Here is a 26,384-nt window from a genome sequence, read left to right as displayed (position 1 = left end):
CGCCAATCGAGCTTTCCGGCTGCGAGCCCTCGATCGCATGGCCACCAAGGCCGAGAGCATGAAGAACATGGCGCTGGCGGCTCAGCTGCTGGAGCAGGCGGCGAAGGAGACCGGCGGGGCATACACGAACCGGCGCGAGATCGAGCACTCAGGCGGCGTGGACCTGCGCAAGGCCACCGAGATGACGGAGGCCGAGCTGCTGGCCATTGCGGCAGGCAAGGGCGCCGCCGGTGGCTGATGGCCGCGCCAAGCTCAGCCCTGCTGCAGCTGCTGCTGAGCTACTGCGCCGCCGCCGCTCCCGCGAATCTCTGAAAGCCTTCGCGCTGTCGATCCCGATCCCTGGCGCCCCGGTGGATGATGACCCCAGCAGCTGGGTGTGCGGCGATGCCGAGCGCCTGCCGCTGGCCCAGCACCACGAGCTGCTGCTGGACAAGGTGGAGGAATGCCTGCGCAAGCCCATGGGGCGGCTGATGGTGTTCATGCCGCCAGGCTCGGCCAAGTCCACCTATGCAGGTGTCGTTGCGCCACCTTGGGCCATGGGCAAGTGGCCGGGCTTCAAGGTGATCAGCACGAGCTACGCGGCCAAGCCGGCCTATCGATCGTCCAAGCGGTGTCGCGCCATTTGTTCCAGTCCCGAGTACGCCTCGATCTGGGAGCGGCCAACCATGCTGCGCGATGGCAGCGCCGCGGTGGACGAGTGGGAGCTGACCAACGACTCGGGGCTGCTGGCCGCCGGCATCCTGGGCGGCGTGACCTCTGCCCGTGCCGATGCCCTCATCATCGATGACCCGGTAGCCGGCCGTGCTGAGGCTGACAGTCCGACGATTCAGGCGAGCACCCGCGCTGCCTACGACGACGACCTGCTGACCCGCTTGAAGCCTGGCGCGTCGATCATTCTCATCCAGACCCGATGGCACCCCGAAGACCTGGCCGGTTCGATCCTGCCTGAGGACTGGGACGGCGAGTCCGGCCCGATCCAGTGCCGCGATGGCCAAGTGTGGGAGGTTCTGTGCATCCCCGCGCAGGCTGACCGCGCCGACGACCCGCTCGGCCGCAAGATCGGCGAGTACCTGTGGCCCGAGTGGTTCTCGCCCGAGCACTGGGCGCAGTACAAGGCCAAGGCCCGCACCTGGGCCAGTCTGTATCAGGGCCGGCCCAAGGCCGAGTCGGGCAACCAGTTCAACCTGAGTGACTTCGATGACCTCTGGTATGACCCGGAGGAGCTGCCGGCGCGGCTGAAGAAGTACGGCGCGAGCGACTTCGCGGTCACAGAGCGGGACCTGGAGAAGAAGTCCGAACCGGACTACACCGAGCATGGTGTGGTGGGGCTGGATGATGGCAGCTCCCGGCCCGACGGCCTGAGCGTGCTGTGGATCGTGGACTGGTGGGCGCAGCAGGTCGAACTGGACAAGAGCGTCGCGGCCCAGCTGTCCTTGATCAGGCAGCACAAGCCGCTGTGGTGGTTCGGCGAGGTCGGTGGCCAGGAAAACGCGGTCAAGCCAGTGCGGCGCCTCCTGCAGAAGGAGGACAGCATGTTCGCCAACTACGAGTACCTGCCGCACATTGGCGACAAGGTGGCCAAGGTCCAGGCGTTCCGGGCGCTGGTGAAGGAGGGCAGGGTGCGCTTCCCGCGTGGCAATCCACTGGTGAAGCGGCTGATAGACCTGCTGGTCAACTTCCCGCGCGCACGGTTCGATGATGGCGTGGACGTGTGCGGCCTGCTGGGCCGTGGTATCGCCGACATGGTGCCAGCGTCCAAACCGGCCGTGGCCAAGCGCAAGCCGCCCAAGCCGTTCACCGATCCCTGGTACGCAGCGAGGGAGCGGGAAGACCGCGGCGACGAGGAAAAGCGGGAACGCTACTACCGTTGATGCCTCTGGCAGACCGGGCACCTTGGGGGCAGTTCGCACACCGGCCCGACCATGGCAGACCAACCCATCGCAGCACTCGAAACCGGGATCGCGGCCGCCGCTGATCCCGATCCGGCGCGCGCCAAGCAGATCAGCCGCATGCAGGCTGACGTAAGGCGCTGGATGGAGCGCTTCGAGCAGGCCCGCGAGTTCGACAAGGACGCCCGGCAGCAGTACGTAAAGGACCGGCGCCAGGCGCGAGGGGATTCCGGGTTCCTGGTCGACGCGAACCTGATCGGTACCTACATCGATATCCAGGAGGCGTTCCTTTACGCCCGCAATCCGGACTTCGACGTGTCGCCCGGCCCGGCGCATCGCATGCCGACGCCCGAGCAGCTGCGGGACATCATCGAGTCCGACGAGCAGGTCATGGCTGGCATCCAGCAGCAGGCCGAGCAGGACGCCATTGAGGTGGGTCGGCAGATCGCCGTGCAGATGACCGCGCAGGGGATCACCCCGGAAGAGGCGTTCCAGCAGGGCCAGCAGGCGCAGGAGAGCTATCTGGCCACCGGTGCGGTGGAGAAGCTGGTCGGCGACGAAGTGCTGAAGCTGCGCAAGCAGTACGCCAAGCGCTCGCGGGAGATGAAGCAGTTCGCCGAGACGCTGGAGGCTGTGGGAACTCAGATGTGGAAGGACGCGCAGCTGAAGCGCCGCGGCCGTCCGTGGGTCCGGTCCTCGCTGACCATCGGCCCGGGCGTGCTGAAGGCGACGTGGCAGGAGCGCACCGAGATCTCGCCCGAGACGCAGACGGCGATCAACGACCTGCAGCAGAACATCGCGCGGGCCAAGGCGCTGCAGCAGGAGCTGGAAGACGGCACAGCCGGCTTCGGCGCCCAGGCATGGGATACGGTCAAGGGCGTATTCGGCAACAACGAGGAGGCCAAGGTCGCCGATCTGGAGCGACAGCTAGCCGCCATCCAGAATGGGGCCGAGCGCGTCGTGGCCCGTGGCTACGCGATCGACAACGTGGCGGGAGAGAACTTCCAGGTGGCGCCGGGCTTCACCATCGCCAATCACGTCGATGCGCCCTGGAACGCCGAGATTTCCTACCCATCCTACGAGGATGCGCTGGCTGAGCACGGCCCGTACCTCGCGCAGTTCGACAAGGACGGCAACGCCGAGAACATCCTGCGCAAGGCAGCCCGCTATGCGCCGCGCAAGCCCTGCATGGGCAAGAACGAGAGCGTGGGCCTCACCGGCGACTCGGCCACGGCTGAGGAGGCCGACGCCTACACCGCCAATGCCGACGGCGGCGCCAACGGGTGCTTTGTGCGCCGCATCGAGATCTGGGATGCGGAGAGCAACACCGTTCTGACCGCGATCACCGGTGTTCCGTTCTGGGTCAAGCCTGCGTTCAACCCGCCGGCCACGACCCGGTTCTACCCGTATTTCGTGATCTGCACGTCGGAGGTGGACGGCCAGCGCCACCCGCAGAGCCTGGTCAGCCGCTCGACCAAGTTGATGGACGAGTACAACCGCATCGGCTCGGCCGAGACGGAGCACCGCCGGCGCATCAAGCCGAAGACAGCGTTCCACGCTGGTGCGATGGATGAGGAGGAGGCCAAGAAGCTGGCGAAGGCCGATACCGGCGAGATGGTGGCCATCAAGGCGACCCAGCCGAACGCCGACCTGCGCACCCTGCTGGTGCCGATCACCTATGCGCAGATGGATCCATCGCTGTACGACCGCACGCGCATCCTCGCCGAACTGGAGCGCATCTGGGGCGTGCAGGAAGCGCTGACTGGCTCGATCAACACGGCCAAGACCGCCACCGAGGCGGACATCCAGCAGCAGGGCTTCCAGGCGCGCAGCAGCAGCCGGCGCGACAACATGGAATCGGTGCTCAGCGAGCTGGCCGAATACACCTGCCAGATCGCCCGCGTGTACCTGAGCGACGAGGACGTGCGCTTCATCGCCGGGCCGACCGCGTTCTGGCCGCCGTACATGGGGCCGGACGACCTGGCCGAGTTCGTGCGCATCGAGATCCGCGCCGGTTCGTCGGGCAAGCCGAACACCGCGCTGGAGCGGCAGTCTTGGGCCAACCTGCTACCGCTGCTGCAGACCGGCATCACCCAGATTGGCCAGCTGCGCGGCGCCTCGCCCGACAGCATCGCCGACTCGCTGGAGCAGCTGATGCGTCTGACCGCAGAGCGCAGCGGCGAGCGCTTCGACATCGACCAGCTCATTCCCCAGAACGACGGCAGCCAGCAGGCCGCCCCGGCTCAGGCCGTGCCCGGCAGTGCGCCGCCTCCGCAGGGTGGCCAGCAGCCGCCCGTTCCCGCAGCACCTCCTGGCGGCGAGCCTGCCGCCGATCCCATCCAAGCCTGATAGGAGCAACACATGGAAAACCAGCACCGCAAGATCACCGGTTATCGCGAACTGGACCAGGTCGAGATTGACCTGATGAACGAGATCAAGGCCAAGGGCGTCGAACTTGGCGAACTGATCAAGAAGCTGGGAGACAACCAGGTCCGTATCACCGCTGAGCATGGCACTGGCGATGCAGAGCCCTATCGCTGGATCGCCATCGGCAAGAACCATTTGCAGCAGGGCCTGATGGCGCTGACCCGCGCCGTGGCCAAGCCGGATAGCTTCTGATGCGCCACCACCCCCTCTCGCTCGCCATCTGGCGGGTATTCGCAACCTGGAGTAACTGATGAACGTCGACGCAGACACCCCGGCGACCGAGCCGGACACCACCCCGACCGACCTGACGACCGATGCACTGTCTGCGCTGGACGCAGGCATCGCCGCTGCTGATGCTGAGGAGGCACCAGCCGTCGAGCCGACCCCGGCCGATACGATGCCGCCGGCCGATGCTGGCACGCCGCCGGCAGACGACCCGAACGCTGCGCCGCCCGCTGACGGTCAGCCCCCGGCCCAGCCGCAGGAAGGCGCGCCGCCCGCCGATGGCCAGCCGCCTGCAGCTGCCGATGCGCAGCCCCAGCCGGACGCAGAGACCGAGGCGGAGATCGCCTCGCTGGGCCTGAAGGACAAGACCGCCGAGCGCTTCCGCACGCTGGCCAGCGAGGTCAAGGAACTGGCCCCGATCCGCGACGCGCTGAAGGCGGCCGGCATCGATGACGTGGGCAAGCTGCCCGAGCTCGTCCAGCGGTCCAAGGTCGGTGAGGACATGGTCCAGATGGTCGTGGAAACGGGGATGAACTCCGACCAGTACGGGATGCTCCTGGATTACGGCGGCCTGATCGCCAGGGCTGCCAGCGGGGACCTGAAAGCTGCATCCGATGCCTTCGACATGATCACCAAGGAGATCGCGCCGCTTGCCAAGATGCTCGGCCGCGAGGTTCCGGGCATGCATGACCCGCTGGCGAATCACAAGGACCTTGCCGCCGAGGTTGAAGCCGGCGACCTGCCGCGCGCCCGCGCCATCGAAATCGCCGGCCAGCGTGATCGTGCCGAGTACACGGGCACCGTCCAGCGCCACCAGCAGGAAACGCAGCAAGCCGCCGAGCAGGCCGAGCAGCGGGGGATCGATTGGCTGAAGCGATTCGACGCCGAGATGGCGCAGGAGGACCCCAGCTATGCGGCCAAGCGCCCGCAGCTGAGTGAGGCTGTTCGCCAGATCCGCGAGCAGTTCCACCCGAGCGAGTGGGCGCAGCGGACTGCGCTGGCCTATGCCCGCATCCAGGCACCGGTGGCAGTAGCAGCGCCCCCGGCAGYACCGGCCCAGCCAGCTACCCCGCGCCCCGGCCCGATGCGCCCGAGCGGCCCGCGCCCGGCGATGGATCCGACGGCCTTCAAGAGCCCGCTGGACGCGCTGGAGTACGGCATCGAACAGGCCAACCAGGGCTGACACGGCTGCAGATCGGCTGCAACAAGACCCCGCTCCGGCGGGGTTTCTTGTATCCGTTGACGCATCCCGCAACACGGGCAATCTGGCCCTGCGGCTGACAACCGCGCCACGCATGCAGTACGCCGGAGTCGCGCCCGGTAGGGCAGTAAGAGGCCTCGCCCCCCTCGAACGTGGATGGAACGCAACAACCCCATTCCCCTTCGAGGACACCCTCATGCCGTTCACCACCGCGCAGATCGCGCAGGGCGCGAACTACTCGCTCGAGTCCTACGCGACCAACGACCCGATCGACCAGATCAACATCGCTCACACCACCCTGGACCTGTTCGTCAGCAGCAAGGAGGTGTCCTACTTCGGGAACGGCATCTTCAACGAGAAGCTGGTCATCTCGAACGACAGCAACTACCAGAACTACAGCGGTGCCGACCAGGTCACCTACAACGAGCGCGACCCGAACCGCTTCGCCAAGTTCCAGTACTACAGCAACCACGAGGGCTTCTGGTTCGATGAAGACCGCCTGATCGCGGCCGGCATCAACATCGATGACGCCGGCGTGGCCGTCCCCTCCTCTTCCGAGAAGGAGCAGCTGGTCAACCTGCTGCAGTCGAGCTGGACCGCCATGAAAAATGGCCTGCAGGAAGGCCTGGCGCTGGAAACCCTGCAGAACGGCTCCCAGTCGGCCAAGGCTGTGCCTGGCCTGGACCACATCGTTTCGACCACTCCGGGCACCGGCGACATCGTCGGCGGCATCAACGCCAGCACCAGCACCTACTGGCGCAACAACGCCAGCATGGCCATCGCCTCTGGTGGCATCGTGGCCGCGCTGGATGCCATGTGGGATGCCTGTATCCGCTACGGCGGTGCCATGCCGACCGACATCCGCTGCGGCCAGGCCTTCCTCAACGCCTACAAGGACGAGACCACCACGAAGGTTGACCGTCAGATCATCGTCAACCAGCAGGGCGGCACCGGCATGGACCCCTCGATCACCCGCGTGTTCTACAAGGGCATCGAGCTGATCTGGGACCCGACCTTCGAACTGCTGGACGCTCGCCTGGGCGCGATCACCTACCCGTGGACCAAGCGCTGCTACCTGCTCAACCGCAACTTCATCAAGTTCCGCCCGCTGAAGGGCCACTGGATGAAGAAGCGCAAGCCGGAAAAGCTGCCGGACCGCTACGTGACCTACTACGCCCAGACCAACAAGTACGGCATGACCGCGAAGAAGCGCAACGTGCACGCCGTGCTGTCCATCGCCTGATCGGGCCTGGCCTGATCCGAGTGTCCCGGCTTCGGCCGGGCGCTCATGGGAAATCCATCCGGCTACAGGAGCCAACCCCATGAAGTCCACCCCGATCACCAACACCGCCTTCAAGACCGGCAACAGCCCGTTCCTGCGCGGCGGCAGCGCCACCTTCTCGAACTTCGCCGACACCGCGGCAACGTTGCAGGGCTCCGATACCGAGACCGGCACCTACACCACGCTGGCCACTCTGGCTGCCAACGGGCAGACCGAGGTCCAGAACCTTCCGCAGTGGATCAAGTTGTCCGCTGCAGGCACCGTCTACATGGCGGCTGGCTGACCTTTTGCGGCCTCTTCATGGGGCCGCTCACCTATTCCCGAGGAGGGAACATGAGCAAGGACACCATCATCGTCCCGGTAGTCCAGGCGACGATCCAGCGCAGCGAGTACGTCACGATCTCCGACTCGTTCCCGAAGCACGAGCTGCCGATCCTGGAGCTGATCCACGGCGAGGACAACGTGGTCGTGGTCGATGACGACTACTTCGCGTTCGAACTGCCCAACAACGCCACCCAAGAGCTGCAGCGCCTGTACACGAAGTACAGCGACAAGTATCGCTCGGTGGTGGACCAAGTCTTCCCGCGCGGTGCCCGTGACGTGGCGTCGGAGCTGAAGATGGATCTGGGCAAGGACACCTTCGTCAAGCAGTCCGAGGCTGTGATTGAGAGCCGTCTGCCGCCGCGCCCGACTGCCGCCACCAGCCTGAGCCGTCCGGCGCACGAGGACGATGCCGACGACGACCAGCCCGAGCTGACGCATGCCGAGCTGCGCGAGGAGCTGACCCGCCTGGGCATCGAGCACAAGGGCAACGCGCCGAAGGCCGAACTGCAGGCGCTGTACGACGCCGCGCAGGCTGGCGCCGGCACCCTGGGCGGCTGATCGACAGCACCACGCGGTAACCCGACGGGCTGGGGAAACCCGGCCCGTCTCCACAAGAGGGCTCCCATGAGCATCACCGACGGCATCCAGTGCGCCTGTTCCAGCACCGACGGCAATGCCACGCTGGCAGAGCTGCGCAAGCGGCTGATGATCCGGCTGGGCTTCGCCGCGCAGGCGAACAATCCGCCGCCGGGCATGAAGGAGCTGCTGAACGATCTTCTGCAGAGCGCGCAGAAGGCGCTGTTTCGCCGGCCCACTGGTGAGTTCCGCAACGAGCGCTGGTTTTCCTGGCCGCTGACGGCTGGCCAGCGCCTGTACGACTACCCCGACAACGACGAGAAGAACGGGCCGCAGAACTGCCCGGCGACGCTCGACCCGCGGCAGGTGACATGGGTAGGCCGCGAGCGCGACGGCGTCTGGGCCGAGATGCACCAGGGCATCAACCCGCGCAGCTACACCACCAGCGAGCTGACGGGCCTTCCGCAGCGCTACGAATTCCGCAACTGCATTGAGATCTGGCCGGCGCCCGACGAGACGCTGGGCAATCTGGTCATCAAGGGCAAGTTCGACCTCAACCGGTTCACCGAGGACGCGGACAAAACCACGATCGACAGCGAGATCGTGTTCCTGCTGGCGCTGGCCAACGGCAAGCAACACTATCGGCAGCCGGACGCGCAGACCTACATCCAGCAGCTGGAGGTGATGATCTCCAACCTGGTGGCCGGCACGCATGCCACGGCGCGGTACATCCCAGGTCCGCCGACGGGGCAGGGCGTGTATGTCCCGCCGCGCCCTGAGGTGCCGTTCCCGTGACCGGCCGTATCGTCACCCTCAACGCGGCCAAGGGCGGTATCAACCGTCTGCGGGTGAAGGGCGGGGCGGACCCGAGCACGCTCTACGATCTAGTGAACGGCTATGTAGATCAGGCCGGTGTCTCGCGGTCGCGCCCCGGCACCAAGAACAAGGCCACCTTGCCGACTGGCGCCACCAAGGGAATGTGCGCATACGACGGCAAGCTGATCGTCTTCAGTCACGAGCCGCAGACCATCCCGGCCAGCACGCCCRGCGTGGAGTGCGAGGTGCTGAAACACCCGAGCACGGCCGATCTGCCGATCAAAGAAATCCACTTCGCCGGGCCATACCTCGGCTACCTGTACGTGGTCCCCGAATTCGTCAATGGCGACGTGTTCCACTACTGGCTGCAGCGCGGCACGACGTGGGAGCCGGGCAAGGTCTATCTGCCCGGCGCGCTGGTCACTCCGACTGACCCGAACGGCATCGCCTACCAGCTGGACAGCGGCACCGAGCAGTTCGCCGTATGGGTGCGCAACATCGCGCGCGCTGTCGGGGACAAGGTCGTGCCCACGGTCGACAACGGCTACTACTACACGGTCACCGACGTGTTCGGCCCTGCGCCGCGGTCCGGTGCGATCGAGCCGACCTGGCCAACTTCGCCGGGCGCAACCGTGTTCGAAGACAGCGATGTGGCCAATCCCACGCCGGTTCCAGGCGAGCAGTCGGGCAATCAGCTCCCGCCTGACGTGACCGAGCGCTATGGAAGCGTTGGCGGTGGCAGCAGCCCATGGCGCAACCTCAACAGGGAGATTGAGTAATGGCCGCACCGTTCTGGCAGGCCGGCAAGCTCTACCTGCCCGGGGATCTAGTGCAGCCGATCACGCAGCCGGCGCCGAACAATCCGCAGGTCGCCAACGGCTACTTCGAAGAAGGGGCTGTGGGCTGGACGTTCTCCGGCGACGCCTCGCTTTCGACCACGCACGGCTATGGAAGCCCCAAGTGCGTGCAGCTGCCGGGCGACAAGCCCGATGGCGTAGCGCTCAACAACACGATGCTGGTTGCACCGCCTGGCGGAACGCTGACCGCAACGTCCATGATCGACCAGGGCGCATCGGTAGCAGGCGCAACCGCCGGCTGGACCGAAATCCGCTGGTATGACGCGCTGAACACCCTGCTGCAGACCGACAAGGGCAACGTGGTCGATAGCGGATCGCGCGGCGCTTGGCATGCGTCCACGGTTACCAGCACAGCGCCGGCTTCGGCGGCCTACGCAAAGGCGGCGATTCACCTGACCTCGGTAGCCGACCACGATCACGAGATCTTCGGCGACAACCTGGTCATCACCGGTGCGGTTGCAGGACTGCCAGAAGGCCTGGTCTACAAGGCCGTCCAGACCGAATCTGGGACTTCGGGCAGCAGCGAGCCGGCGTGGCCGGGCATCCTCGGCCAGCAGGTGGTCGACAACGAGGTGATCTGGGAGGCGGTCACAACCAGCCGCGTGACCTGGACCGCTGCGCCTCGCTACGTGAGCGGGGCGACTGAGCCCGTCTGGCCGACCGAAATCGGCGCGATGGTCCAAGACGGCACGATCAACTGGAAGGCGATCTCGCGCCGGGTAGAGGACGAAAAGTGCCCGAACAGCAAGGTGGTGGCCATCGTCGCCAGCAAGGTGTTCGCTGCTGACAAGGACATCGTGCGCTTCAGCGCCACGGCCAACCCTCTGGACTGGTCGACGGTCGATGATGCCGGCTACCTGCCTACCGGCTTGCAGCAGGCCAACGCGAACAACATGGCGGTGCTGCAGCAGTACCGCGCCAATCTGGTCGCGCTCAATGCGAGCAGCTTCCAGAACTGGCAGGTGGACCCGGATCCGGCATCGATGGCGATCCTGGACCAGATGGATGGCATCGGCTCGATCTGGCAGAAGGCCGCTGCACCGGTGGCCAACGATCTGGTCTACCTCTCGCAACAGGGCGTTCGCTCGGTTGGCATCGCCAACGCAGCCGAGAACCTGGCCGCCGGCGACATCGGCGCCCCCATCGATGTGTTGATACAGCAGGCGATGCTGTACGCCGACCGCAACAACACGCCGCCGCTGGCGACCTACTACCCTGGCGCCGGCCAGTACATGCTGGCCTTCCCGAATTACCCGCCGCCGGTGCTTGGCGTGTACGGCCGGCTGCCCGCAAGCGGCTGTGGCGACACGATCAACTACGCCTACGTCATCGCCGGGGGGTTGCCCCCGTATCAGATCGAGATCGTGGATGGCGAGTTGCCCGCCGGCCTGTCGATGGATGGCAGCGGTTTGGTCACGGGGGAGATCGCCAACGGTGGCGATGCCCTCTGGACGGTGCGTGCCACGGACGCGCTCGGTGACACGGCCGAGCTGACTGAGGACCGCACCGGCAGCGATGGATTCTTCAAGTACCTGACGACCCGCCTCTATCCCGTCGACGGCGGTATCGATGCCGTAGGCCTTGCGTCCGATGTAGTGGACGCGACGCTGCGGAACATTTTCCATGCTTACGAGGTCCCGACTGAGGCGGTTGCGTTGGCGTCGGCGGTGGAGAGCGGAACCCTTCGCAGCCTGCTGCAGACCTTCAGCACCACGGAGAGTCTGGCGCTGGCCAGCGCCGTGGAATCCGGCACGCTGCGCGACATTCTCCGGACCTATGCCATGGGCCCAGAAGGTGTCCAGCTGTTGTCCGCCGTTGAAGCCGGCACGCTGAAGCAAACACTGATAACCACCAATATGGCGCCCGAGGCGGTCGGGCTGTCTTCCAGTGTCGTAGGAGGCACTCTGACATGAGCGAAAACGTACTGACGGCCCACTCAGGGTATGCCGGCTGGTTCAAGATCGAGGCCCATCGCGTTGATGCAAATGGCGATGAGATCCCAGGCACCCGTCGCGTTGCCGCCGACTGGTTCCCGAACCTGATCACGAATGCGGGGCTGGACTTCTTCGGTACCACTGGCTCCACCTATGTCTACACGTTCTGTCGTGTTGGCTCGGGGAACACGGCCCCGGCCTTCACCGATACCGCATTGGTGGCCCAGGTGGCGGCGAGCAACACCCAGCAGGACGTAGCCGAGGGCGTCAATCGAACCGGCACCTTCTACGGGTGGCGTCGCCGAACCGTTCGATTCGCCGCAGGGGCTGCTGCGGGAACGCTCGCCGAGGTCGGCGTGGCCCCGGCGGGGACGGGCTCGTTGTTCAGCAGGGCGCTCATTCTGGACGGCGGCGGTAGCCCTACGACTATCACCATTCTTTCGGATGAGGTGCTAGATGTTACCTACGAGCTCCGGCTCTACCCCACGCTGGCCGACGCGACTGGCACCATCACGATTGCCTCCGTCAGCTATAGCTGGATTGCGCGCCCCCTGACGGCTGCTGCCTATGACGACTGCTGGTACCGTAATGTGGGCTATGAAATTGGCCCACGTACGACTGGTGAAAGCAGTACGAGCCCAAACGTTGCGGACACGCTTCCTGCCCAGAACTCGTCGATCACAAATCCCGTTCCGGCTGGCGCGCTTGCCGCGCTCACCTATGTCACGGGCAGCTACTCGCGCTCCTTCCGTTTCGACTGCGGATTGAATGACGCGAACGTTGTGGGTGGAGTCGGGTGCTTCTTTGCTACGGGTGRCCCATCCGGCGCTCAGAGGATGTTCGGTGTATGGGCATGGGGGCTGACTCCGAAGCTGCCCAAGAACAGCCAGACGGTCGCAACTTTCACCGTACGCATGAGCTGGGGGCGCTACACCCCATGATCCCCGCTGGCGGCCTCTCCACCACCCCGGTACCCGCGCCGAACGTCGAGCGGGTCAACTCGACGCTACAGCCGCTGATCGACTTCGAGATGGGCGGCGTGGCGCTGAACGATGCGTCGCAGGGCCTGCGGGTGAAGCTGTGGCGTGTTCGCGTGGACGGCGACGTGGTGTACCTGGGGCCGGACGGCGGGAACGAGCAACCGGCGTTCATCCGGCCGGGCATCACATCGGTGGCGCTGGCCTTCGACCAGAACATGCAGCCGGCCATCGCGTTCGTGCAGTCGGGCCTGGCGTGGCTGTGGTGGTATGACAGTTCGGTGCCTGGGATGGTGTTCACGTCCTTTGCGGGGATGATCAACCCGCGCCTGACGCTGGACGACAAGCGGCCGACCCAGACCAGCAATTCCGACGTGATTCTCGGCTACCTGCGCGCTGGGGCGCTCTACTACCGCCAGCAGCGTGACCGATACCAGACCGAGTACCTGCTGAGTGCCAATCCCCCCTGCGGCGGCCTGGCCACGCTCTGCATGTCTACGGGTGGCCGGCTCCAGTTCGGCTTCRGAGGTGCGTGATGCAGTCGACGGTGTTCGTCTACACGATGCGCTCGGGCAAGCAGGGCGCCTGGAGCCGCTACCTGTTCCCATTCTCCGTGGATGCCTTCGCGCAACTGGGGAATGATCTCTATATCCGGCACGGGGATGAAATCAGCGCAGTCAGCGATTTTGCCTTGGGCGACGACGTTGGCGGCGAGTCGATCCCGTTCGGTGGCACGGTCTGGTGGCCGTGGCTGGACTTCGGGACGCCGAGCGTCACCAAGATGATGGAGGGTTTCGACATCGTGAGCCAGGGCACGCCCAGCATCAGCATCGGCTACGACCAGCGCAATGTCGCTGCGTTCACCGAGCCGTACACGGTCGATGCGGACACACTGCCCGGCGGCGTGATCCCGTTCCCGCTGTCGGCGCCAACCTTCAGCCTGCGCGTCGACTTCGCGCCGGGGCAGAAGTGGGCGCTGACGCAGGCGTCCCTGAGCTTCTTCGATTTCGGGAATGGGCCATGACCATCACTGTCCACAACCAGGTGATGATCGAGGAGCTGGTCTACTTGGCGCGGAACATGCGCCCGGACGAGATCGAGCAGGATCTGGCCATGACGGGGCTGACCGAGTACGACCCGGAGCAGGCCATTCTGAAAATGGCTGCTGTGCATGGCCCGAAGTTCGTCATCCTGGCCGACTACACGCCGGTGGTGGCCGGTGGATTCTGGCAGGTCCGCCCTGGCGTATGGGAGGGTTGGCAGCTCGGGACCATGGACGGCTGGGATAAACACTGGTGGCACATCACCCGCGTCACGCGGAAGCTCAACGACCGGATGCTGGCGCGCCCCGAGGTGCACCGCCTGCAGCTCTACGGCCTGGCCGGCCGCGACAAGACCTTCGAATGGTACGAGCGCTCGCTCGGCTACCGCCGTGAGGCAACCCTGAGCCGCTACTGCGCCAATGGCGCCGATGCGGTCCTGTTCGCACGCACCAAGGAGGCGGGCTGATGGCCGGCGGCGGCAATATCGGCAAGGGCAACTGGGCAGACCCGACGGGCCTGGTCCAGAAGTCGGGCGCGGGGAAGTTCCTCGACCCGCTGGGCCTGACCAAGACGGCGAAGCAGGGCGAGTCGGCGGCGGATATCGCCGCGCGCATGGAGATGGAACGCCAGGAGCGGATCCGCGAGTCGCAGGGCCGGATCAATCAGGTATTCGACAACCCGCGCCGTACCCGCGATATCGCCGACTTCGTGTCGGCTACGCGGTCGCGCCTTACGGACGACTTGAATCGGCAGAACACTGATGCGACCCGCGAGCTGAAGTTCGCGCTGGCACGCGGCGGCCTGTCCGGCGGCAGCGTCAACGTGGACCAGAACCGGCGCCTTGGCGACGAGTACAACCGGGGTCTGCTCAACGTCGAGGGCCGAGCGCAGGGCGCTGGCGCACAGCTGGAGGCGGCGGACCAGGACGCGCGTGCGCGCCTGATCCAGCTCGCAACCTCCGGGCTCGACTCGACCACTGCGGCATCGCAGGCAGCGGCAGGGCTGCGCTCCAACTTCGAGAACGCCCGGTCTCAGGCATCGGCGGACCAGCTGGGCGACCAGTTCGCCACCATCGGCGGCTTCGTGAAGTCTCGCCGTGAGGAAGCGGCACGACGTCAGGCGAACCGGGATGCGAACTTCAACCTCTACGGCGGCGGTGCCGCATACGGCGGATAAATCATGGGACAGGCAATCATCCCCATTGCACTGATGGCCGCCGGCACGTTGGCGCAGCAGTCGGAGAACGATCGGGTCATCAAGAAGCAGGACGAGGCCACGGCCCAAGGCCTGCTGAATCAGTCGCGCCGGCAGCAGGACACCGATCGCCGGGTGAATGACGAGATCGCGCAGCTGGAAACCAGCACGGCAGACGCTGCGCGCAATGAACGGCTCGGCCAGTACATGCAGACGCTGCAGCGAGGCCGCAAGCAGGCGGTGGCGGGCCTGGAGTCGCCGATCGGCAGTGCCACCTTCCAAGCCGATGCGGGCGCAGCGCGCACCGGTGCCGACAACGCGGCGGCGACCACTGCCGGGCTGCTGTCGCGTATCGATGCACCGCAGCTGCAGCGCCAGGGCGAGGCCTTCGGCTACGGCAAGCTGGCGACCGACATCGACATGGCCGCACGTGAGAGCCGCGGGCAGYAGCTGATCGACCAGTTGCGCCTGCGCGGCATCCGTCGCCGGCCGGAGGTTGATCTGCTTGCCGGCCTGGCCACTTCTGCGGGTGGCGCAATGGCCGCCGGCGGTGGTGGCGGGTTCGCCGCTGCTGCGCCGCGCCTCGGCGCCAACTACTACGGGACCTACGACCCGCTCACCATGGGGACTGCCTGATGGCCAATCCATACCAGGCCGGGCAGGCGCTCGGCAGCGCGCTGTTCGGTAGCACCCAGGACACCTACACCAACCAGCTTGGCCGGCAGTACCAGGTCGAGCAGGCGCTGCAGGAGGCCCGGCAGGCGCGCTCGAAGGCGGTGCTCGGCGAGCAGAACGTGGCTAAGCGGCAGGTCATCGATGACCCAGATTTGCTTGGCCGAGTGCTGGGTGGCGATCTCGGCGCGCGGAACGAGTTTCTCACCGCAGCGTTGCTGTCTAACCCAGAAGTGAGCCTGAAAACGCTCGGTGATGGTCAAGACGCGATCATGCGCCAAGCCGTCTACGATCGCGCCACCAGCGGCGATCTTGGGGGGGCGGGCGCTGCCTCACTTGGCCTCACCACGAAGCCGCTGGAGATGACAAAGATCTCCGGCGATGTTGCGTTCAACCCCTACGCCCAGCCGAACCAGAACCTCAATGTCACGCCGCTTGGTGAGGCGTCGATCGGTCAGCGCAATGCATCTGCCGCGTCCAGCTATGCGACCGCAGCGCGTACCCGGCAGGCCATGGGGTTGGATGCGGCCAAGTACGCTGATCAGCGTAATGGCGGAACGCTCGGTGATCCGCCGCGTGGATCTGCCAAGCCTCCCAGCGCTGCGGAAATGAAGGCGCAGCAGGCCAATGCGACCAAGACTGCACAGCTTGGTAACGTCAATCGTGGTCTCGCCCGAATCGAGTCAGCCCTCGGCAACCTGGGCGGCGCGTTCGTGGACACCGGGCCGGTTGATCAGTACCTGGTTCGAAATACCGAGGCCGGCCAAGAGCTGGACGCGGCGGTTGGCGCGATCCAGAACTCGATGCTCGCCATGACCCGGGTTCCCGGCGTCGGCTCGCAGTCGGATTTGGAGGCGAGGATCGCTGCGCTGCAGTACCCGTCGCTGTCCAATGCGCCGGGGGTCAATGCGCGGACGCTGAAGCAGCTGAAGGACTTTGTGCAGGAGTTGCAGGGGATGAGTGCCGATGCATCTGGCACGTTGGGTGATGCACCTCCGCCGGCAGCTCCGCGCGGTCCGGGCCTTCCAGCAACTGGCGGCCCAGCACCTGGCGCCGTGCGCAATGGCTACCGCTTCCGCGGCGGGAACCCCGCCGATCGTAATGCGTGGGAGAAGATCTGATGGCTGGCCCTTTGCCCTGGGAGGAGTATCAGCAGCTGCAGGCCAAGCCCAGTCCGCGCGTTCCGCAGCCTGCGGAGGAGGTGGGGCCTTGGACGGAGTACCAGGACGTCCCTACGCTTGGCACGGTCCAGGCGTTGCCTCCGGATTTCTCCGGGGTGGAGGCCACCGTCGACAGCACGGCAGATGGCCGGCAGGCCGACGGCTGGAGGGCCGGCATTCCTCGCGATCTGGCGTTCGGTGCGCGCTCGGTGCTGCAAGGCATCGGCAGCCTGCTTGGCGCTGTCGGCGGCGACGCCCTCGGCGCGCTGGAGACCAAGGTCACCGGCCGGCCCGTGGACAGCTTCCGCGACAACGCTGCAGCGCTTGGCGACACGCTCGGGCTGCCCAAGGCGCAGACTGCTGGCGATCGCGTGCTCGGCGACGTTGGCGAAGCTCTGACCGGTACCGGCCTCACGCTGGGCGGTGGTGCGGCGCTGACCGCCGGCCGGCCCGTGGCGTCTCTCGCTCCCACACTGGGAGAGAGGGCAGGGGCTTTCCTCACCGCACAGCCTGCGCTGCAGGTCGCCAGCACCCTCGGCGGCTCTGCTGCAGCCAGCGGCACGCGCGAGGCCGGTGGTGGTGCTGGCGCGCAGATCCTTGCCAGCCTGGCCGGCGGTCTCGCTCCAGGCGCAATCCCGAGGCTGCCGACAAGCGGCGCGCTGTCCGCCGGTGCCCAAAACCTGACGCGCCGTGCCCTGCGTGGCAGTGACCCCGAACAGGTCCGGCAGACGCTCGGCGAATTTGCTGAGGCGGGCGTGCAACCGAGCATGGGCCAGGCCACGGGCAATCGCGTCCTGCAGGCAACCGAAACGCTGCTGGGTAGCATTCCCGGCTCTGCTGGTGTGATCGATCGATTCGCGCAGCGGCAAGCTGGCCAGTTCGGCAACCGCATCGATGAGATCGCATCCTCGCTGGCTCCGGGTGGTCAGGCCGTGGACCCTGAAATGGCAGGCCTCGCGATTCGGCAGGGAATCGCAGGGCCGGGTGGGTTCAAGGAAGCATCACGTGCCGAAAGCAATGCGCTCTATCAGGCTCTGGATGAGCTGATCCCGCAGGACTCGCGCGTGGATATTTCCAATGTGCAGGCGGCTCTGAGGGAGCTGAATCAGGCTATCCCTGGCGCGCCATCTACCTCGCGCCTGTTCCAGAATGCGCGCCTTGGCAGCATTGAGGGTGGGCTGATCGATGACACGCAGGGCGTGCAGGCACTGCTTACCCAGCCCGGCATGCAAGAGCAGGCCGATGCCTACCGCAACTATCTGCAGGCGCAGGCGCGATCGGTCGAGATGGAGAATGCCCGCCGCAAGTCGCTCGGAATGACGGTGATGGAGCCGGTTCCGACGGCGGACCAGATCGAGCAGAACGTCATGACCACCTTGGGCAACATGACCGACAACCGGCTCCCGTATGAAGCGCTGCAGAAGCTGCGGTCGCTGGTCGGTCGCGAGATCGACAACGCCAACTTCGGCAGCGACGTGCCACGCAGCATGTGGCGCCCGGTGTATGCGGCGCTGAGCAGGGACATGGAGGAGGCCGTGAAAGCCACCGGCAACCCGAAGGCGGCGGAGGCACTGACGAGCGCCAACCAGTACCACTCGCGCTACGTTGACCAGCTGGAGAACATCGACAACATCATCGGCAAGAAGGATGGAGAGGCGGCGTACTTGGCTGCCGTCAGCGGCGCGAAAGATGGCCCGACGCGCATCCGGTCGATCATGCAGACGCTGCCCGAGAACGAAAAGAAGATGGTCACCTCGGCCTTCATCCGGCGCATGGGTCGCGCCGTTCCCGGTCAGCAGGACAGCGAGAACAGCGTGTTCTCGATGAACACCTTCCTGACGAACTGGGCGAACACCAGCCCGGAGGCGCGCAAGGTGCTGTTCGGCAGCTATGGCCCGGAGTTCACCAGGAACATGGAGACGATCGCCAAGGCCACTTCTCGTATCCGGGAGGGTTCGAAGGTGTTCGCCAATCCATCTGGAACGGCTGGGCGTGAGGCGCTGATCGGTCAGATTGCGACCACCGGCGCCGGCGCTGGTACGGCACTGGCGATGGGGAACGCAGGAGCGGCTTTCCTAACTCTGAGCGGTTCATTGCTTGGATCGGGGATCGCCAACGCCACCGCAAGGTTCATGACCTCACCGAAGTACGTAAATTGGCTGGCGCGAACCTCAGAAAAGCCTACTGGCGAGCTGATCTCGCAGCTTCAGGTGCTGCGCGGTATTGCGGAACGGAGTCGTGACCCGGAAGTGGCCGAGCTGGCAGATCAGGTAGCTGCTGATATCAGCGCAGGATCATCCACAGAAGGCCGATGACGCATCCGGCTAGGAGGACTGTCATCAACGCGATTAGGGAGAGAATGCCGGCCGGGCTTGCACTCTTCTTCGCCAGCTCAGCGTCGATACGCTCCTCCTCGATTTCCTTCCAGGTCTTCGGGATGCCGTATTCGGTGTTCTTCCAGTCGGTCATGGCTGTTCCTAATGGCTAGAGCCGCTTGAATGGAAGAGGCTTCGAATTGAAGGGTCGTGAACTTTAGCGGGAACGAAAGGTTCACTCGTCACGATCGGAAGCACTTGGCACAGTCCCGCTGCATTGAGCCGGGTGCAGTACTTCGCTAACGACGCGGAGTCGCAGGTCAGAATCCCGCTTACGCCAAGTCGCTCAGCATGAGCAATTAGCATCACATCGACCTTCAACGCCACACGATCGTCGCCAGTGTCGCGTTTGAGCTGGCTATCGAATTTTGCGGAAAGGACTCCTTCCGGAGCCTCAAACCCAACTGGAATGAAAGTGTCAGTGTCAATGTTTGAAAGATCTTGGCGGCCACAGAATTCCGCCAAAGTGAGCGACGATATGTACAGGGGCACGTCATCCCTGATGGCTGCTTCGATGTAGGCCGTAGCTTGGTCGTGATGCACGTCTAGCGGCTGTACGAAAGCGATCAGTGCGGAAGTGTCAATCAGCAGTCCTTTGCGAGTACTCATCCTTCGCGATTCCTCCTAACCCAGTCAACTGCGTCAACGTCCTTCCAAACGTCTGAACCCACACTCTTCATTCTCTCCATCGACTCAGACTGGCTGCTTGGTGCATAGCTCTCGAATCTGATGAGGCGCGGGTGTCTCAGCTCACCGGTAGCGGTGTTCTCCTCGGCTGCGATTGAGATCAGGACCTTCTTGTAGAGACGGTTGTCCTTTTCCTCGGCGAGGATCTTTTGATCGGCAGCAACGACAAGAATCCCGTTCCTGGTCGCGATATGAATGTTCGCCTTTCTGGCGCCCCCCATATCCTGAATTTCGCCAACTATCTTTCTGGTAACGGGCAGCCACATGCTGTGGTCACTGGCGAAATAAGATGTGTTGTGATTCACCCACACGACACTCACCCCGTCGGTTATCCCGTATCTGCGAGTACTCTTGGCCTGAGCCTTGCGCTGCCATTTGAGCACGATGCTTGCACGCACCTGATCGATGTTTGCGACGTCGTTCGACGCCTCCAGCAAAACAACATCGCGATATGCGCTGTCTTGGCTGGGGTGGATCTCCTCAACGGCGAGTGATCCCGTTTCCACCTTGACCACAATCTCATCATCGGCAGATTCGGCTTCGGAGCCGCGCAAAAACTGCTCGGCTTCCTTGGCGAACTCTCGCAAGAGGCTCAATGGAACGCAATCAAGAGAAATCGGCTTTCCGTCGATTTCGTCTTCAACTATGAGGCGGAGCGGCTTCCTGTCCATGACGCCATCATATCGGAGCATCTGYCGCTTCAGAAGGGACAGGAACACCGCCGATTTTGCCCGGGGCTATAGTGAATGGGCAGGGCACTCTCGGTAGTTATGGCCGGCAGTCGCTGCCACAACATGTAGTTGCACCCGTCCGTTGAAGCCCCGGCCCAGCCCGGCAGCATGGCCCCAACACACACGGGGGCGGCGGTATGGCGCAAATCACAGCACAGGAGGCCGGCGGCCGGAACGTCGTGGCGTTCTTGGACATGCTGGCCTGGTCCGAGGGGACCGATAACGGGCGCCAGCCCACGAAGAACCACGGCTATGACGTGCTGGTTGGCGGCGGCCTGTTCACCGACCTCAGCAAGCACCCGGCCAAGCTGGTCCGGCTGAACCCGAAGCTGGCGTCCACCGCGGCAGGCCGGTACCAGTTCCTGTCGCGGACGTGGGGTGTGCTGCAGAAGCAGCTGGGCCTGCCCAACTTCGGCCCGCTGAGCCAGGACAAGGCGTGCATTGAACTGATCCGGGGGCGGCGCGCGCTGGACGCGGTCAAGGCTGGCCAGTTTGATCGCGCTGTGGCGCTCTGCTCGAAGGAGTGGGCCAGCCTGCCTGGCGCCGGCTATGGCCAGCACGAGCAGAGCCTGGAAAAGCTCCGCTCGGTGTTCCAGAAGGCTGGCGGCAAGGTAGGCGKGGCCGCATGACCATGGAAGCCCAGCCGAGCCAGGACGGCCGCACCCGTATTTCGCTTGGCCCGGTCGAAAAATGGATCGTGGGCGCCTTCGCCAGCTTCATGGTCGCCGGCGGCTACTGGCTGATCAGTTCGATGCAGGCGGTACTGACCCAGCAGCAGGTCACAAACCAGCAGATGGCCACCGTGCAGCAGCAGCTGCAGACCTTCAACACRCAGCTGGCGGACGTGCCGGCGCTGAAGCTCGAACTGGCCAAGCAGGCCGTGCAGGTCGAGCAGAACAAGCAGGACATCCGCGAGCTGAAGCAGCTCAGGGGGCTGAAGTGAAGCTGCAGCTGATCGACAACTGGCGCAAGGCCTGGAAACTGGCATCGGTGTGGGTGTTCGGACTGATCACCCTGTTCCCGGACATCTACGACGCGATCGCGGCCATGGGCTGGATGGATGAGCTGCCCGACCCGGCGAAGTGGAGCATCCGTGCACTCGGCGCGCTGGGCGTCATCGCCCGCGTGTTGTCGCGGAGGAAGCCGCTGTGCTGATCCCTGACCCGATCCGCCCCTACGTGGGCCTGATCCGCGCTGGCCTGTGGGTGGCGCTTGCCGGAGGCCTGTTCGTCGCAGGCTGCAACCATGGCAAGGATCGGCAGGCGGAAAAGAATCAGTCCGAGCTGGCCGGCGCAGCCAAGCAGACGGACGCGGCCCGCGCTGAGGCTGCCGAGAACCTACGCGCGGCCAATGCCTGCGGCCAGCTGCTGCAGGACGTGAACCGCCAGACCCAGGCATCGATTGATGAGGCGGCTCGTCAGAAGGCGGCCGCCGCTGCCGCTGCAGATCGCGCCCAAGCAGCAGCGGCCGAGAGTCAGCGCCGGGCCAGTGCCGCCGAGAAGGCGCTGCAGGCCGCCAAGACCCAGCCCGGATGCCGGGCGCAACTGGAGCAGCCATTGTGCGATGCCATTCCCTTGCTCTGATCGCCTCGCTGCTGCTGGCCGCCTGCGCGCACAAACCCGAGAAGCCGGCCATGCCGGAGAAGGTCTATGTGACCGTGGAGAAGCTGGTTCCGGTCGATGATCGGCTCACCCAGCCGTGTACGGCCACGCGTGCCAACTCGCGCACCGTCGAGGCGGTGGTCAGCGCCTACAACGCCAACCTGCTCGCCCTGCAGGACTGCAACACGCGCATGGGCGAGATCCGCGCACTGGGGCGGTAATGGCCAAGCGCCGCGTCCCGCTCCACCAGAATCCCCGCGGCTTCGTTGAGGTCGACCCGGAGGCGACGAAGGGCGCGCAGCTCGGCGTCAACCTGCTTGATGAGCAGGGTCGGCTGCTCACCCGTGAAGGCTTGGCTGGTACGAACCCAAGTGGCCCAAACAGCATTGCATCCACGATCTGGCGCCTGATCCGCGAAGTGCCGCTGAACATCCAGAAGCTGGCAGCGTTGGCCACTTCTGGCTTCGCGGTGCGCCGCRGCGACGGCGAATGGTCGACCCGCACGCTCCAGCAGGGCGCGGGGATCACGATCAGTAATCCCGCTGGTGAAGCCGGCGACCCAGCCATCGGCCTGGCCGACGTGCCCGACAGCGGCTCCGGCGTCCTGTTGGCGACGACCTTCGATGCGAAGGGCCGGAAGACCGGCAGCCGGCCGGCGACAATCACCGGCACCGCCACGCAGATCAATGTGGCCAACGGGACGGCGGCAGCTGGCCTGCCGACGCTGTCGCTTGCCGCTGAGGTCCTGACTTCGCTCGGGAAGGCCGACACCGCCGTGCAGGAGGTCCGCCCGGGCACAAACGTCACGGTGGACAACACCGATCCGCGGCGCCCGATCATTTCGGCCTCGAGTGGCGCCCCGAAATTCCCTTTCATTCTCCAGACCGGCGCAAGCTACATCCCGCTGACCGGAGCCAATGAGCTGCCGTTCTTCCTTGCGAGCGGGGCGGCATCCAACATCCCGGTGACCCCATGACCGACCGCATCCCTGTCAAAGCCGTGATTGCCTCCGGCGCAGCGACCGCGCTAGCCGAGTTCGAAACCGGCGACCAGATCGCAAATCAGTACCTGCACGCGGCGCCCCCCGTCCTTTCTGGCGGCTACCTTTCGCGGCCGGCATACAGCGCTGTGCCGGCCGGCACCATCTACGAGTCGACGGATACTGGCGAGCTGTACCGCTCGAGTGCATCGGCGTGGGTGCTGATGCCAGGCGGGAAGGTGCTTGCGCTCGCCACGATCTCGTCAAACGTGGTGCGCGCACCAGGTGCAACCGGGGATATTCCAGGCCTATCTGCGACGTTCACCGCCGGGGAAAGCGTCGTCTCTATCGAGTTCGGCGGCACCTTCGACAACAGCGCTGCGTCAACTTCGAACTACCCCTACTTCATGATCAAGCTGGACGGTGCAGTGGTTGGGCAGATCATCTGCGCCTCGGTTGGCGGCTTCACCACGGGCTCGCGCTGTGTGCCTGTTTCCGGGCTGACCCCGGGCAGTACCCACTCGGTCGCAATCGAGTTTCAGAGCATCGGATCGGGCACTTCGACACTCTATTCGCTTCCTGCTGATCGCCCATATATGACGGTGCGCAGCTCATGATCTCCAACTGTGGGCTTGGCAGATACGCGGCTTCCGAGTACGACGTGGTGCTTGCGGGGAACCCAAGGGGGGCTCGCTATGGCCAGGTTCTGATCTATTGCCACGCTGCAAACGACGCGACTGGTACAGAGCTGCTCGCCATTCCGCAACGCGCTGCGCTGCTGGAGGCGCTGGTGAACAGCGGGCTGACGGTCATCGCGCCGCAGCTCGGGGGCGCAAATACCTGGGGCAATTCGGTGTCCCAAGCACGAATGAAYAGCGCCTATGCCTACGCCACTGGGCTGTTTCCAGGCGTCACGAAGGTGGCGCTTCTGGCCCAGTCAATGGGAGCGGTGGTCGGGCTCGTGTGGGCGAGCAACAACCTGGGCAAGGTGAGCGCTGTGGTCGGGGTCTTGCCGGTCGTGGATCTCGATTTCACATATACCCTCCCGGCCTTCGCCCCCCACATCAATTCGGCCTACGGTGGCGCCTACAATCCCGCGGGCAACGGATTGGGGCGCAACCCGATCAAGCTGGCAAAAGCGGGCGCGTTCAATACGCTGAAAATCCAGCTTTGGGCTGCCAGGGAGGACACCGCCGCTCCGCCGAGCCTAGCGTCCGAGTTTTCCGCTGTGGCTGCGATGACCGAACTGATTTTCGTTGAAGGGCTGCACACAGAGGGCGCGGTCGGCTTGGTGCGACCGGATGAAGTGCTGGCGTTCCTGTAGCGACCTGAGTCTCAGGCCACGGCCTGCAGCAGATCCTCGCGGTTGTTCCGCGGCGTGTTCACCGCGCGGCTGACGCGGTAGGCCTCCATGGCCGGGGTCTCGCTGGCCAGCAGCATGGCCATGGCATCGTCCGGGCTGGCGGCCATCCACTCATCGATCTGGCTGGCCTGCAGCCACACCGGCATGCGGTCGTGGATGTCGGCCGATACGCCGCTGCTGTCGCCGGTGATGATGGTGAAGGTGCCGAGGTTGCCGTCGGGCAGGAGCGGGCTGGTGTCCTCCCACAGGCCGGCGGCCAGCAGCGGCCCGGTAGCGTGGATGAACCATGGATCTTTCTTCCCGTCCTCTGGGCTCACCGACCACTCGTAGTAGCCGGCCATGGGGATCACACACCGGCGCTTCTTGAACGCCGATCGGAAGGCCGGTTTGGTGGCCACCGTCTCGATCCGGGCGTTGATGGTCGAGCCCTGCAGGCCCTTGGCCTTCGCCCAGAACGGCAGCAGGCCCCACGCCAGGCGGGTGACCTGCCGGCCTTCGCCGCGGTCCAGAATCACCGACGCTCGCTRCGTGGGCGCGAGGTTGAAGCTGGGCTGGATCTCCGCCAGGCCGGGGGCAAGGTCAGCCAGGCCCGGCTGGCCAAAGTCGACAACGGGGAGCTGGACGAATCGGCCGCACATGGCCGGAGCGTAGCCCGGACGGCCGTGCCCGGCGCGTGATCCCGAACAGTTCAGTCGGTGAACGATCCCTTGTCGCAGCCTTTGCGACCGCCGGCCGTATCCTTCCGGGCATGCTTCCCTCGCACGGCTACCAAGGTTTCCGCACCGCCCCGATCCCGTCAGGCTGGGTCCAGATGGGGGAGAGCTGGGTGTTGTGGTGGGGCGGTCGACAGATCGCCAACGTCAGATGCGGCAAGGATGGTGCTGTGCGCGTGCGTCTGGATGCCAGGAAGATGTGGCAGATCAAGGAAGCCCCGGCCGCCAGCATCGCTCAGGGAAAGCGCTATGCCGAACGGTGGTGCGCGGCAAGGCTCTACCCGGAGATGCGCCTTCGCGCGGCCGTGGCCCGGATGCTGGATGCCACGCCAGCAGAACCGCTTGAACCGCTGCCCGGCCTGCCGCCGACCCGAGAGCAACAGCAACAGGCCCGGCGACTCGCCGAGGCCGTGACGAACGATCTCGAGCGGGTCAAGGAAGCGCTGGCGCCAATCCGTCCGCCGGCGACGAAGCCCAGGGCGAAGGACCCACAGAAGACGCGAGTAAGGGCAGCACTGCGGGACCTACGGCGCGGGGTCTGATAGTAAAATGGCCCCAAGCTGGTCCCATCCACTTCGTAAGCCTTTGATTGAACTAGCGATGAAATCCCCCTCCTAAGGGGAAGGTCGCCCGTTCGAATCGGGCCGGGGTCACCATCCACGTCGGGCGCATCGACGCGCGCCCGCAACAGCGCCGGCGCCATGGATTACGTCCTGCAGCCYGTCCAGCCTTCGCAGTTTGCCGTTGTTGCCGGCTGGCTCGACTCACCTGAGGCGACCCTGCGCTGGGCAGGTCCCGGCGTTCCCTTCCCCTTGCCTGCCGAAGCCTTCGCCGCTGCATTGGCGTTGCCTTCGCGTCCAGGCTGGACACTGCAGGATGCCGACGGCACCTGCCTGGGCTTCGGCCAGTATTGGCAGACAACACTTGGCAGCACGCACCTCGGGCGCATCATCGTGTCGCCGCAGGCACGCGGCCGTGGTCTTGGCCGGGTGTTGATGACGGCGCTGTGCGCCGAAGCCGTTCGCCGCACCGCTGCGATGCAGCTGACGTTGAAGGTCTATAGGGACAATCAGGCGGCCGTGGCGCTGTACCGCGACCTCGGCTTCGTCGCCAGCGAAGACGCCTCCACGCCGGAGCTGCTGTTCATGGCCTGCCGTACAACCTGAGCGGGAAAGGGCAGGGCTCTGCACTCCCGCTGCACATCCTGTGCACGCGCTGCTGCAAGCGGACTCGGCAGTCTGGTGCCGTCCCCATCGGTTGCCTAGGAGCGCCCCCATGAATACCCCCGGCACCCCCAAGCCTTCCTGGCGCCAGCGCAACGTGCTGCTGACCGTCGCCGCCGTGTTGCTGGTGATCGT

The 26,384-nt window shown here is 65.4% G+C and carries 33 protein-coding genes and 1 tRNA gene; 30 read left to right on the top strand and 4 right to left on the bottom strand.

From position 1 onward, the window contains the following. From AC1DJN_RS01825 to AC1DJN_RS01735, 19 genes are all read left to right on the top strand, one after another. Positions 1 to 238: DUF2280 domain-containing protein (locus AC1DJN_RS01825; RefSeq protein WP_478038674.1), on the top strand; the 238-nt coding region annotated here is incomplete at its 5' end. Between the two features lie 112 nt (positions 239 to 350). Continuing rightward, positions 351 to 1,871, top strand: a complete 1,521-nt coding sequence (locus AC1DJN_RS01820) for a hypothetical protein (RefSeq protein WP_442251239.1) — start codon at positions 351 to 353, stop codon at positions 1,869 to 1,871. Between the two features lie 51 nt (positions 1,872 to 1,922). Next, the gene (locus tag AC1DJN_RS01815; RefSeq protein ID WP_442251238.1) at positions 1,923 to 4,238 is read left to right on the top strand and encodes a hypothetical protein; all 2,316 of its coding nucleotides are present in this window, start codon (positions 1,923 to 1,925) and stop codon (positions 4,236 to 4,238) included. Between the two features lie 12 nt (positions 4,239 to 4,250). After that, entirely contained in the window at positions 4,251 to 4,508 is a 258-nt protein-coding gene (locus AC1DJN_RS01810) for an Acb2/Tad1 domain-containing protein (RefSeq protein WP_442251237.1), read from the top strand. Positions 4,509 to 4,566: 58 nt separating this feature from the next. Continuing rightward, a complete protein-coding gene (locus tag AC1DJN_RS01805) occupies positions 4,567 to 5,724 on the top strand; it encodes a hypothetical protein (protein WP_478038672.1) in 1,158 nt (385 codons plus the stop codon). Positions 5,725 to 5,938: 214 nt separating this feature from the next. Next, a complete protein-coding gene (locus tag AC1DJN_RS01800) occupies positions 5,939 to 6,985 on the top strand; it encodes a phage major capsid protein (RefSeq protein WP_478013529.1) in 1,047 nt (348 codons plus the stop codon). A gap of 79 nt (positions 6,986 to 7,064) precedes the next feature. Beyond that, positions 7,065 to 7,307, top strand: coding sequence for a hypothetical protein (locus AC1DJN_RS01795; protein WP_100449760.1), 243 nt, complete (start codon positions 7,065 to 7,067; stop codon positions 7,305 to 7,307). Positions 7,308 to 7,357: 50 nt separating this feature from the next. Then, positions 7,358 to 7,906, top strand: a complete 549-nt coding sequence (locus AC1DJN_RS01790; protein WP_442251234.1) for a hypothetical protein — start codon at positions 7,358 to 7,360, stop codon at positions 7,904 to 7,906. A 66-nt stretch (positions 7,907 to 7,972) separates the two neighbouring features. Beyond that, on the top strand, positions 7,973 to 8,719 hold the full coding sequence (locus AC1DJN_RS01785) for a phage adaptor protein (RefSeq protein WP_442251233.1): 747 nt from the start codon (positions 7,973 to 7,975) through the stop codon (positions 8,717 to 8,719). Next, positions 8,716 to 9,519 (top strand): hypothetical protein, encoded by an 804-nt coding sequence (locus AC1DJN_RS01780; protein WP_478038669.1) that lies wholly within the window; start codon positions 8,716 to 8,718, stop codon positions 9,517 to 9,519. The genes AC1DJN_RS01785 and AC1DJN_RS01780 overlap by 4 nt, the downstream gene beginning before the upstream one ends. Further along, the gene (locus AC1DJN_RS01775; RefSeq protein ID WP_442251231.1) at positions 9,519 to 11,510 is read left to right on the top strand and encodes a hypothetical protein; all 1,992 of its coding nucleotides are present in this window, start codon (positions 9,519 to 9,521) and stop codon (positions 11,508 to 11,510) included. The genes AC1DJN_RS01780 and AC1DJN_RS01775 overlap by 1 nt, the downstream gene beginning before the upstream one ends. Then, on the top strand, positions 11,507 to 12,472 hold the full coding sequence (locus tag AC1DJN_RS01770) for a hypothetical protein (RefSeq protein ID WP_478038667.1): 966 nt from the start codon (positions 11,507 to 11,509) through the stop codon (positions 12,470 to 12,472). Before AC1DJN_RS01775 ends, AC1DJN_RS01770 begins: the two co-directional genes overlap by 4 nt. Then, positions 12,469 to 13,044, top strand: coding sequence for a hypothetical protein (locus tag AC1DJN_RS01765; protein WP_478038665.1), 576 nt, complete (start codon positions 12,469 to 12,471; stop codon positions 13,042 to 13,044). Before AC1DJN_RS01770 ends, AC1DJN_RS01765 begins: the two co-directional genes overlap by 4 nt. After that, positions 13,044 to 13,532 (top strand): hypothetical protein, encoded by a 489-nt coding sequence (locus AC1DJN_RS01760; protein WP_442251228.1) that lies wholly within the window; start codon positions 13,044 to 13,046, stop codon positions 13,530 to 13,532. Before AC1DJN_RS01765 ends, AC1DJN_RS01760 begins: the two co-directional genes overlap by 1 nt. After that, a complete protein-coding gene (locus tag AC1DJN_RS01755) occupies positions 13,529 to 14,017 on the top strand; it encodes a hypothetical protein (RefSeq protein WP_442251227.1) in 489 nt (162 codons plus the stop codon). The genes AC1DJN_RS01760 and AC1DJN_RS01755 overlap by 4 nt, the downstream gene beginning before the upstream one ends. Continuing rightward, on the top strand, positions 14,017 to 14,727 hold the full coding sequence (locus tag AC1DJN_RS01750; protein WP_442251226.1) for a hypothetical protein: 711 nt from the start codon (positions 14,017 to 14,019) through the stop codon (positions 14,725 to 14,727). The genes AC1DJN_RS01755 and AC1DJN_RS01750 overlap by 1 nt, the downstream gene beginning before the upstream one ends. A gap of 3 nt (positions 14,728 to 14,730) precedes the next feature. Then, a complete protein-coding gene (locus AC1DJN_RS01745; protein ID WP_478038663.1) occupies positions 14,731 to 15,381 on the top strand; it encodes a hypothetical protein in 651 nt (216 codons plus the stop codon). After that, positions 15,381 to 16,538 carry a hypothetical protein gene (locus tag AC1DJN_RS01740; RefSeq protein ID WP_442251224.1) on the top strand — a complete coding sequence of 386 codons (1,158 nt, stop codon included), beginning with the start codon at positions 15,381 to 15,383 and terminating at the stop codon, positions 16,536 to 16,538. Before AC1DJN_RS01745 ends, AC1DJN_RS01740 begins: the two co-directional genes overlap by 1 nt. 155 nt (positions 16,539 to 16,693) lie before the next feature. Then, complete coding sequence (locus AC1DJN_RS01735) at positions 16,694 to 18,892, top strand: hypothetical protein (RefSeq protein WP_442251223.1); 2,199 nt, start codon at positions 16,694 to 16,696, stop codon at positions 18,890 to 18,892. On the opposite strand, the gene AC1DJN_RS01730 is transcribed toward AC1DJN_RS01735, so the two are convergent. The 3 genes from AC1DJN_RS01730 to AC1DJN_RS01720 are packed head-to-tail and all read right to left on the bottom strand — an operon-like array spanning position 18,861 to position 20,331. Next, positions 18,861 to 19,046 (bottom strand): hypothetical protein, encoded by a 186-nt coding sequence (locus tag AC1DJN_RS01730; protein ID WP_442251222.1) that lies wholly within the window; start codon positions 19,044 to 19,046, stop codon positions 18,861 to 18,863. The genes AC1DJN_RS01735 and AC1DJN_RS01730 overlap by 32 nt on opposite strands. Positions 19,047 to 19,054: 8 nt before the next feature. Continuing rightward, positions 19,055 to 19,561 carry a hypothetical protein gene (locus AC1DJN_RS01725; protein WP_442251221.1) on the bottom strand — a complete coding sequence of 169 codons (507 nt, stop codon included), beginning with the start codon at positions 19,559 to 19,561 and terminating at the stop codon, positions 19,055 to 19,057. Beyond that, positions 19,558 to 20,331, bottom strand: a complete 774-nt coding sequence (locus tag AC1DJN_RS01720) for a hypothetical protein (RefSeq protein WP_442251220.1) — start codon at positions 20,329 to 20,331, stop codon at positions 19,558 to 19,560. Before AC1DJN_RS01720 ends, AC1DJN_RS01725 begins: the two co-directional genes overlap by 4 nt. Positions 20,332 to 20,507: 176 nt before the next feature. Here AC1DJN_RS01720 and AC1DJN_RS01715 point away from each other — a divergent pair, with 176 nt between their 5' ends. The 8 genes from AC1DJN_RS01715 to AC1DJN_RS01680 are packed head-to-tail and all read left to right on the top strand — an operon-like array spanning position 20,508 to position 24,274. After that, the gene (locus AC1DJN_RS01715) at positions 20,508 to 20,999 is read left to right on the top strand and encodes a glycoside hydrolase family 24 protein (RefSeq protein ID WP_478038661.1); all 492 of its coding nucleotides are present in this window, start codon (positions 20,508 to 20,510) and stop codon (positions 20,997 to 20,999) included. Next, complete coding sequence (locus AC1DJN_RS01710; protein ID WP_313249547.1) at positions 20,996 to 21,313, top strand: hypothetical protein; 318 nt, start codon at positions 20,996 to 20,998, stop codon at positions 21,311 to 21,313. The genes AC1DJN_RS01715 and AC1DJN_RS01710 overlap by 4 nt, the downstream gene beginning before the upstream one ends. Beyond that, complete coding sequence (locus AC1DJN_RS01705) at positions 21,310 to 21,525, top strand: DUF7940 domain-containing protein (RefSeq protein ID WP_442251218.1); 216 nt, start codon at positions 21,310 to 21,312, stop codon at positions 21,523 to 21,525. Before AC1DJN_RS01710 ends, AC1DJN_RS01705 begins: the two co-directional genes overlap by 4 nt. A gap of 23 nt (positions 21,526 to 21,548) precedes the next feature. Continuing rightward, complete coding sequence (locus AC1DJN_RS01700) at positions 21,549 to 21,953, top strand: hypothetical protein (protein ID WP_442251217.1); 405 nt, start codon at positions 21,549 to 21,551, stop codon at positions 21,951 to 21,953. Continuing rightward, the gene (lysC, locus tag AC1DJN_RS01695) at positions 21,929 to 22,192 is read left to right on the top strand and encodes an Rz1-like lysis system protein LysC (RefSeq protein ID WP_313116207.1); all 264 of its coding nucleotides are present in this window, start codon (positions 21,929 to 21,931) and stop codon (positions 22,190 to 22,192) included. The genes AC1DJN_RS01700 and lysC overlap by 25 nt, the downstream gene beginning before the upstream one ends. Beyond that, positions 22,192 to 22,947 carry a hypothetical protein gene (locus AC1DJN_RS01690; RefSeq protein WP_478038659.1) on the top strand — a complete coding sequence of 252 codons (756 nt, stop codon included), beginning with the start codon at positions 22,192 to 22,194 and terminating at the stop codon, positions 22,945 to 22,947. Before lysC ends, AC1DJN_RS01690 begins: the two co-directional genes overlap by 1 nt. Beyond that, positions 22,944 to 23,567, top strand: a complete 624-nt coding sequence (locus AC1DJN_RS01685) for a hypothetical protein (protein ID WP_442251215.1) — start codon at positions 22,944 to 22,946, stop codon at positions 23,565 to 23,567. The genes AC1DJN_RS01690 and AC1DJN_RS01685 overlap by 4 nt, the downstream gene beginning before the upstream one ends. Next, positions 23,564 to 24,274 (top strand): hypothetical protein, encoded by a 711-nt coding sequence (locus AC1DJN_RS01680; protein WP_442251214.1) that lies wholly within the window; start codon positions 23,564 to 23,566, stop codon positions 24,272 to 24,274. Before AC1DJN_RS01685 ends, AC1DJN_RS01680 begins: the two co-directional genes overlap by 4 nt. Before the next feature lie 11 nt (positions 24,275 to 24,285). Here the strand turns inward: AC1DJN_RS01680 and AC1DJN_RS01675 are convergent, their stop codons facing one another. Then, positions 24,286 to 24,951, bottom strand: a complete 666-nt coding sequence (locus AC1DJN_RS01675) for an SOS response-associated peptidase (protein WP_478038655.1) — start codon at positions 24,949 to 24,951, stop codon at positions 24,286 to 24,288. A 110-nt stretch (positions 24,952 to 25,061) separates the two neighbouring features. On the opposite strand from AC1DJN_RS01675, the gene AC1DJN_RS01670 reads away from it, so the two are divergent. From AC1DJN_RS01670 to AC1DJN_RS01660, 3 genes are all read left to right on the top strand, one after another. Next, positions 25,062 to 25,568 (top strand): hypothetical protein, encoded by a 507-nt coding sequence (locus AC1DJN_RS01670; protein WP_442251212.1) that lies wholly within the window; start codon positions 25,062 to 25,064, stop codon positions 25,566 to 25,568. A 9-nt stretch (positions 25,569 to 25,577) separates the two neighbouring features. Then, positions 25,578 to 25,682, top strand: a tRNA-Ser gene (locus AC1DJN_RS01665). Positions 25,683 to 25,727: 45 nt separating this feature from the next. Continuing rightward, complete coding sequence (locus AC1DJN_RS01660; protein WP_088100675.1) at positions 25,728 to 26,192, top strand: GNAT family N-acetyltransferase; 465 nt, start codon at positions 25,728 to 25,730, stop codon at positions 26,190 to 26,192. Positions 26,193 to 26,384: the final 192 nt, after the last annotated feature.

Source organism: Stenotrophomonas sp. 05L414_2, assembly GCF_056397905.1.
This window is presented reverse-complemented; position numbering and strand designations above follow the sequence as displayed.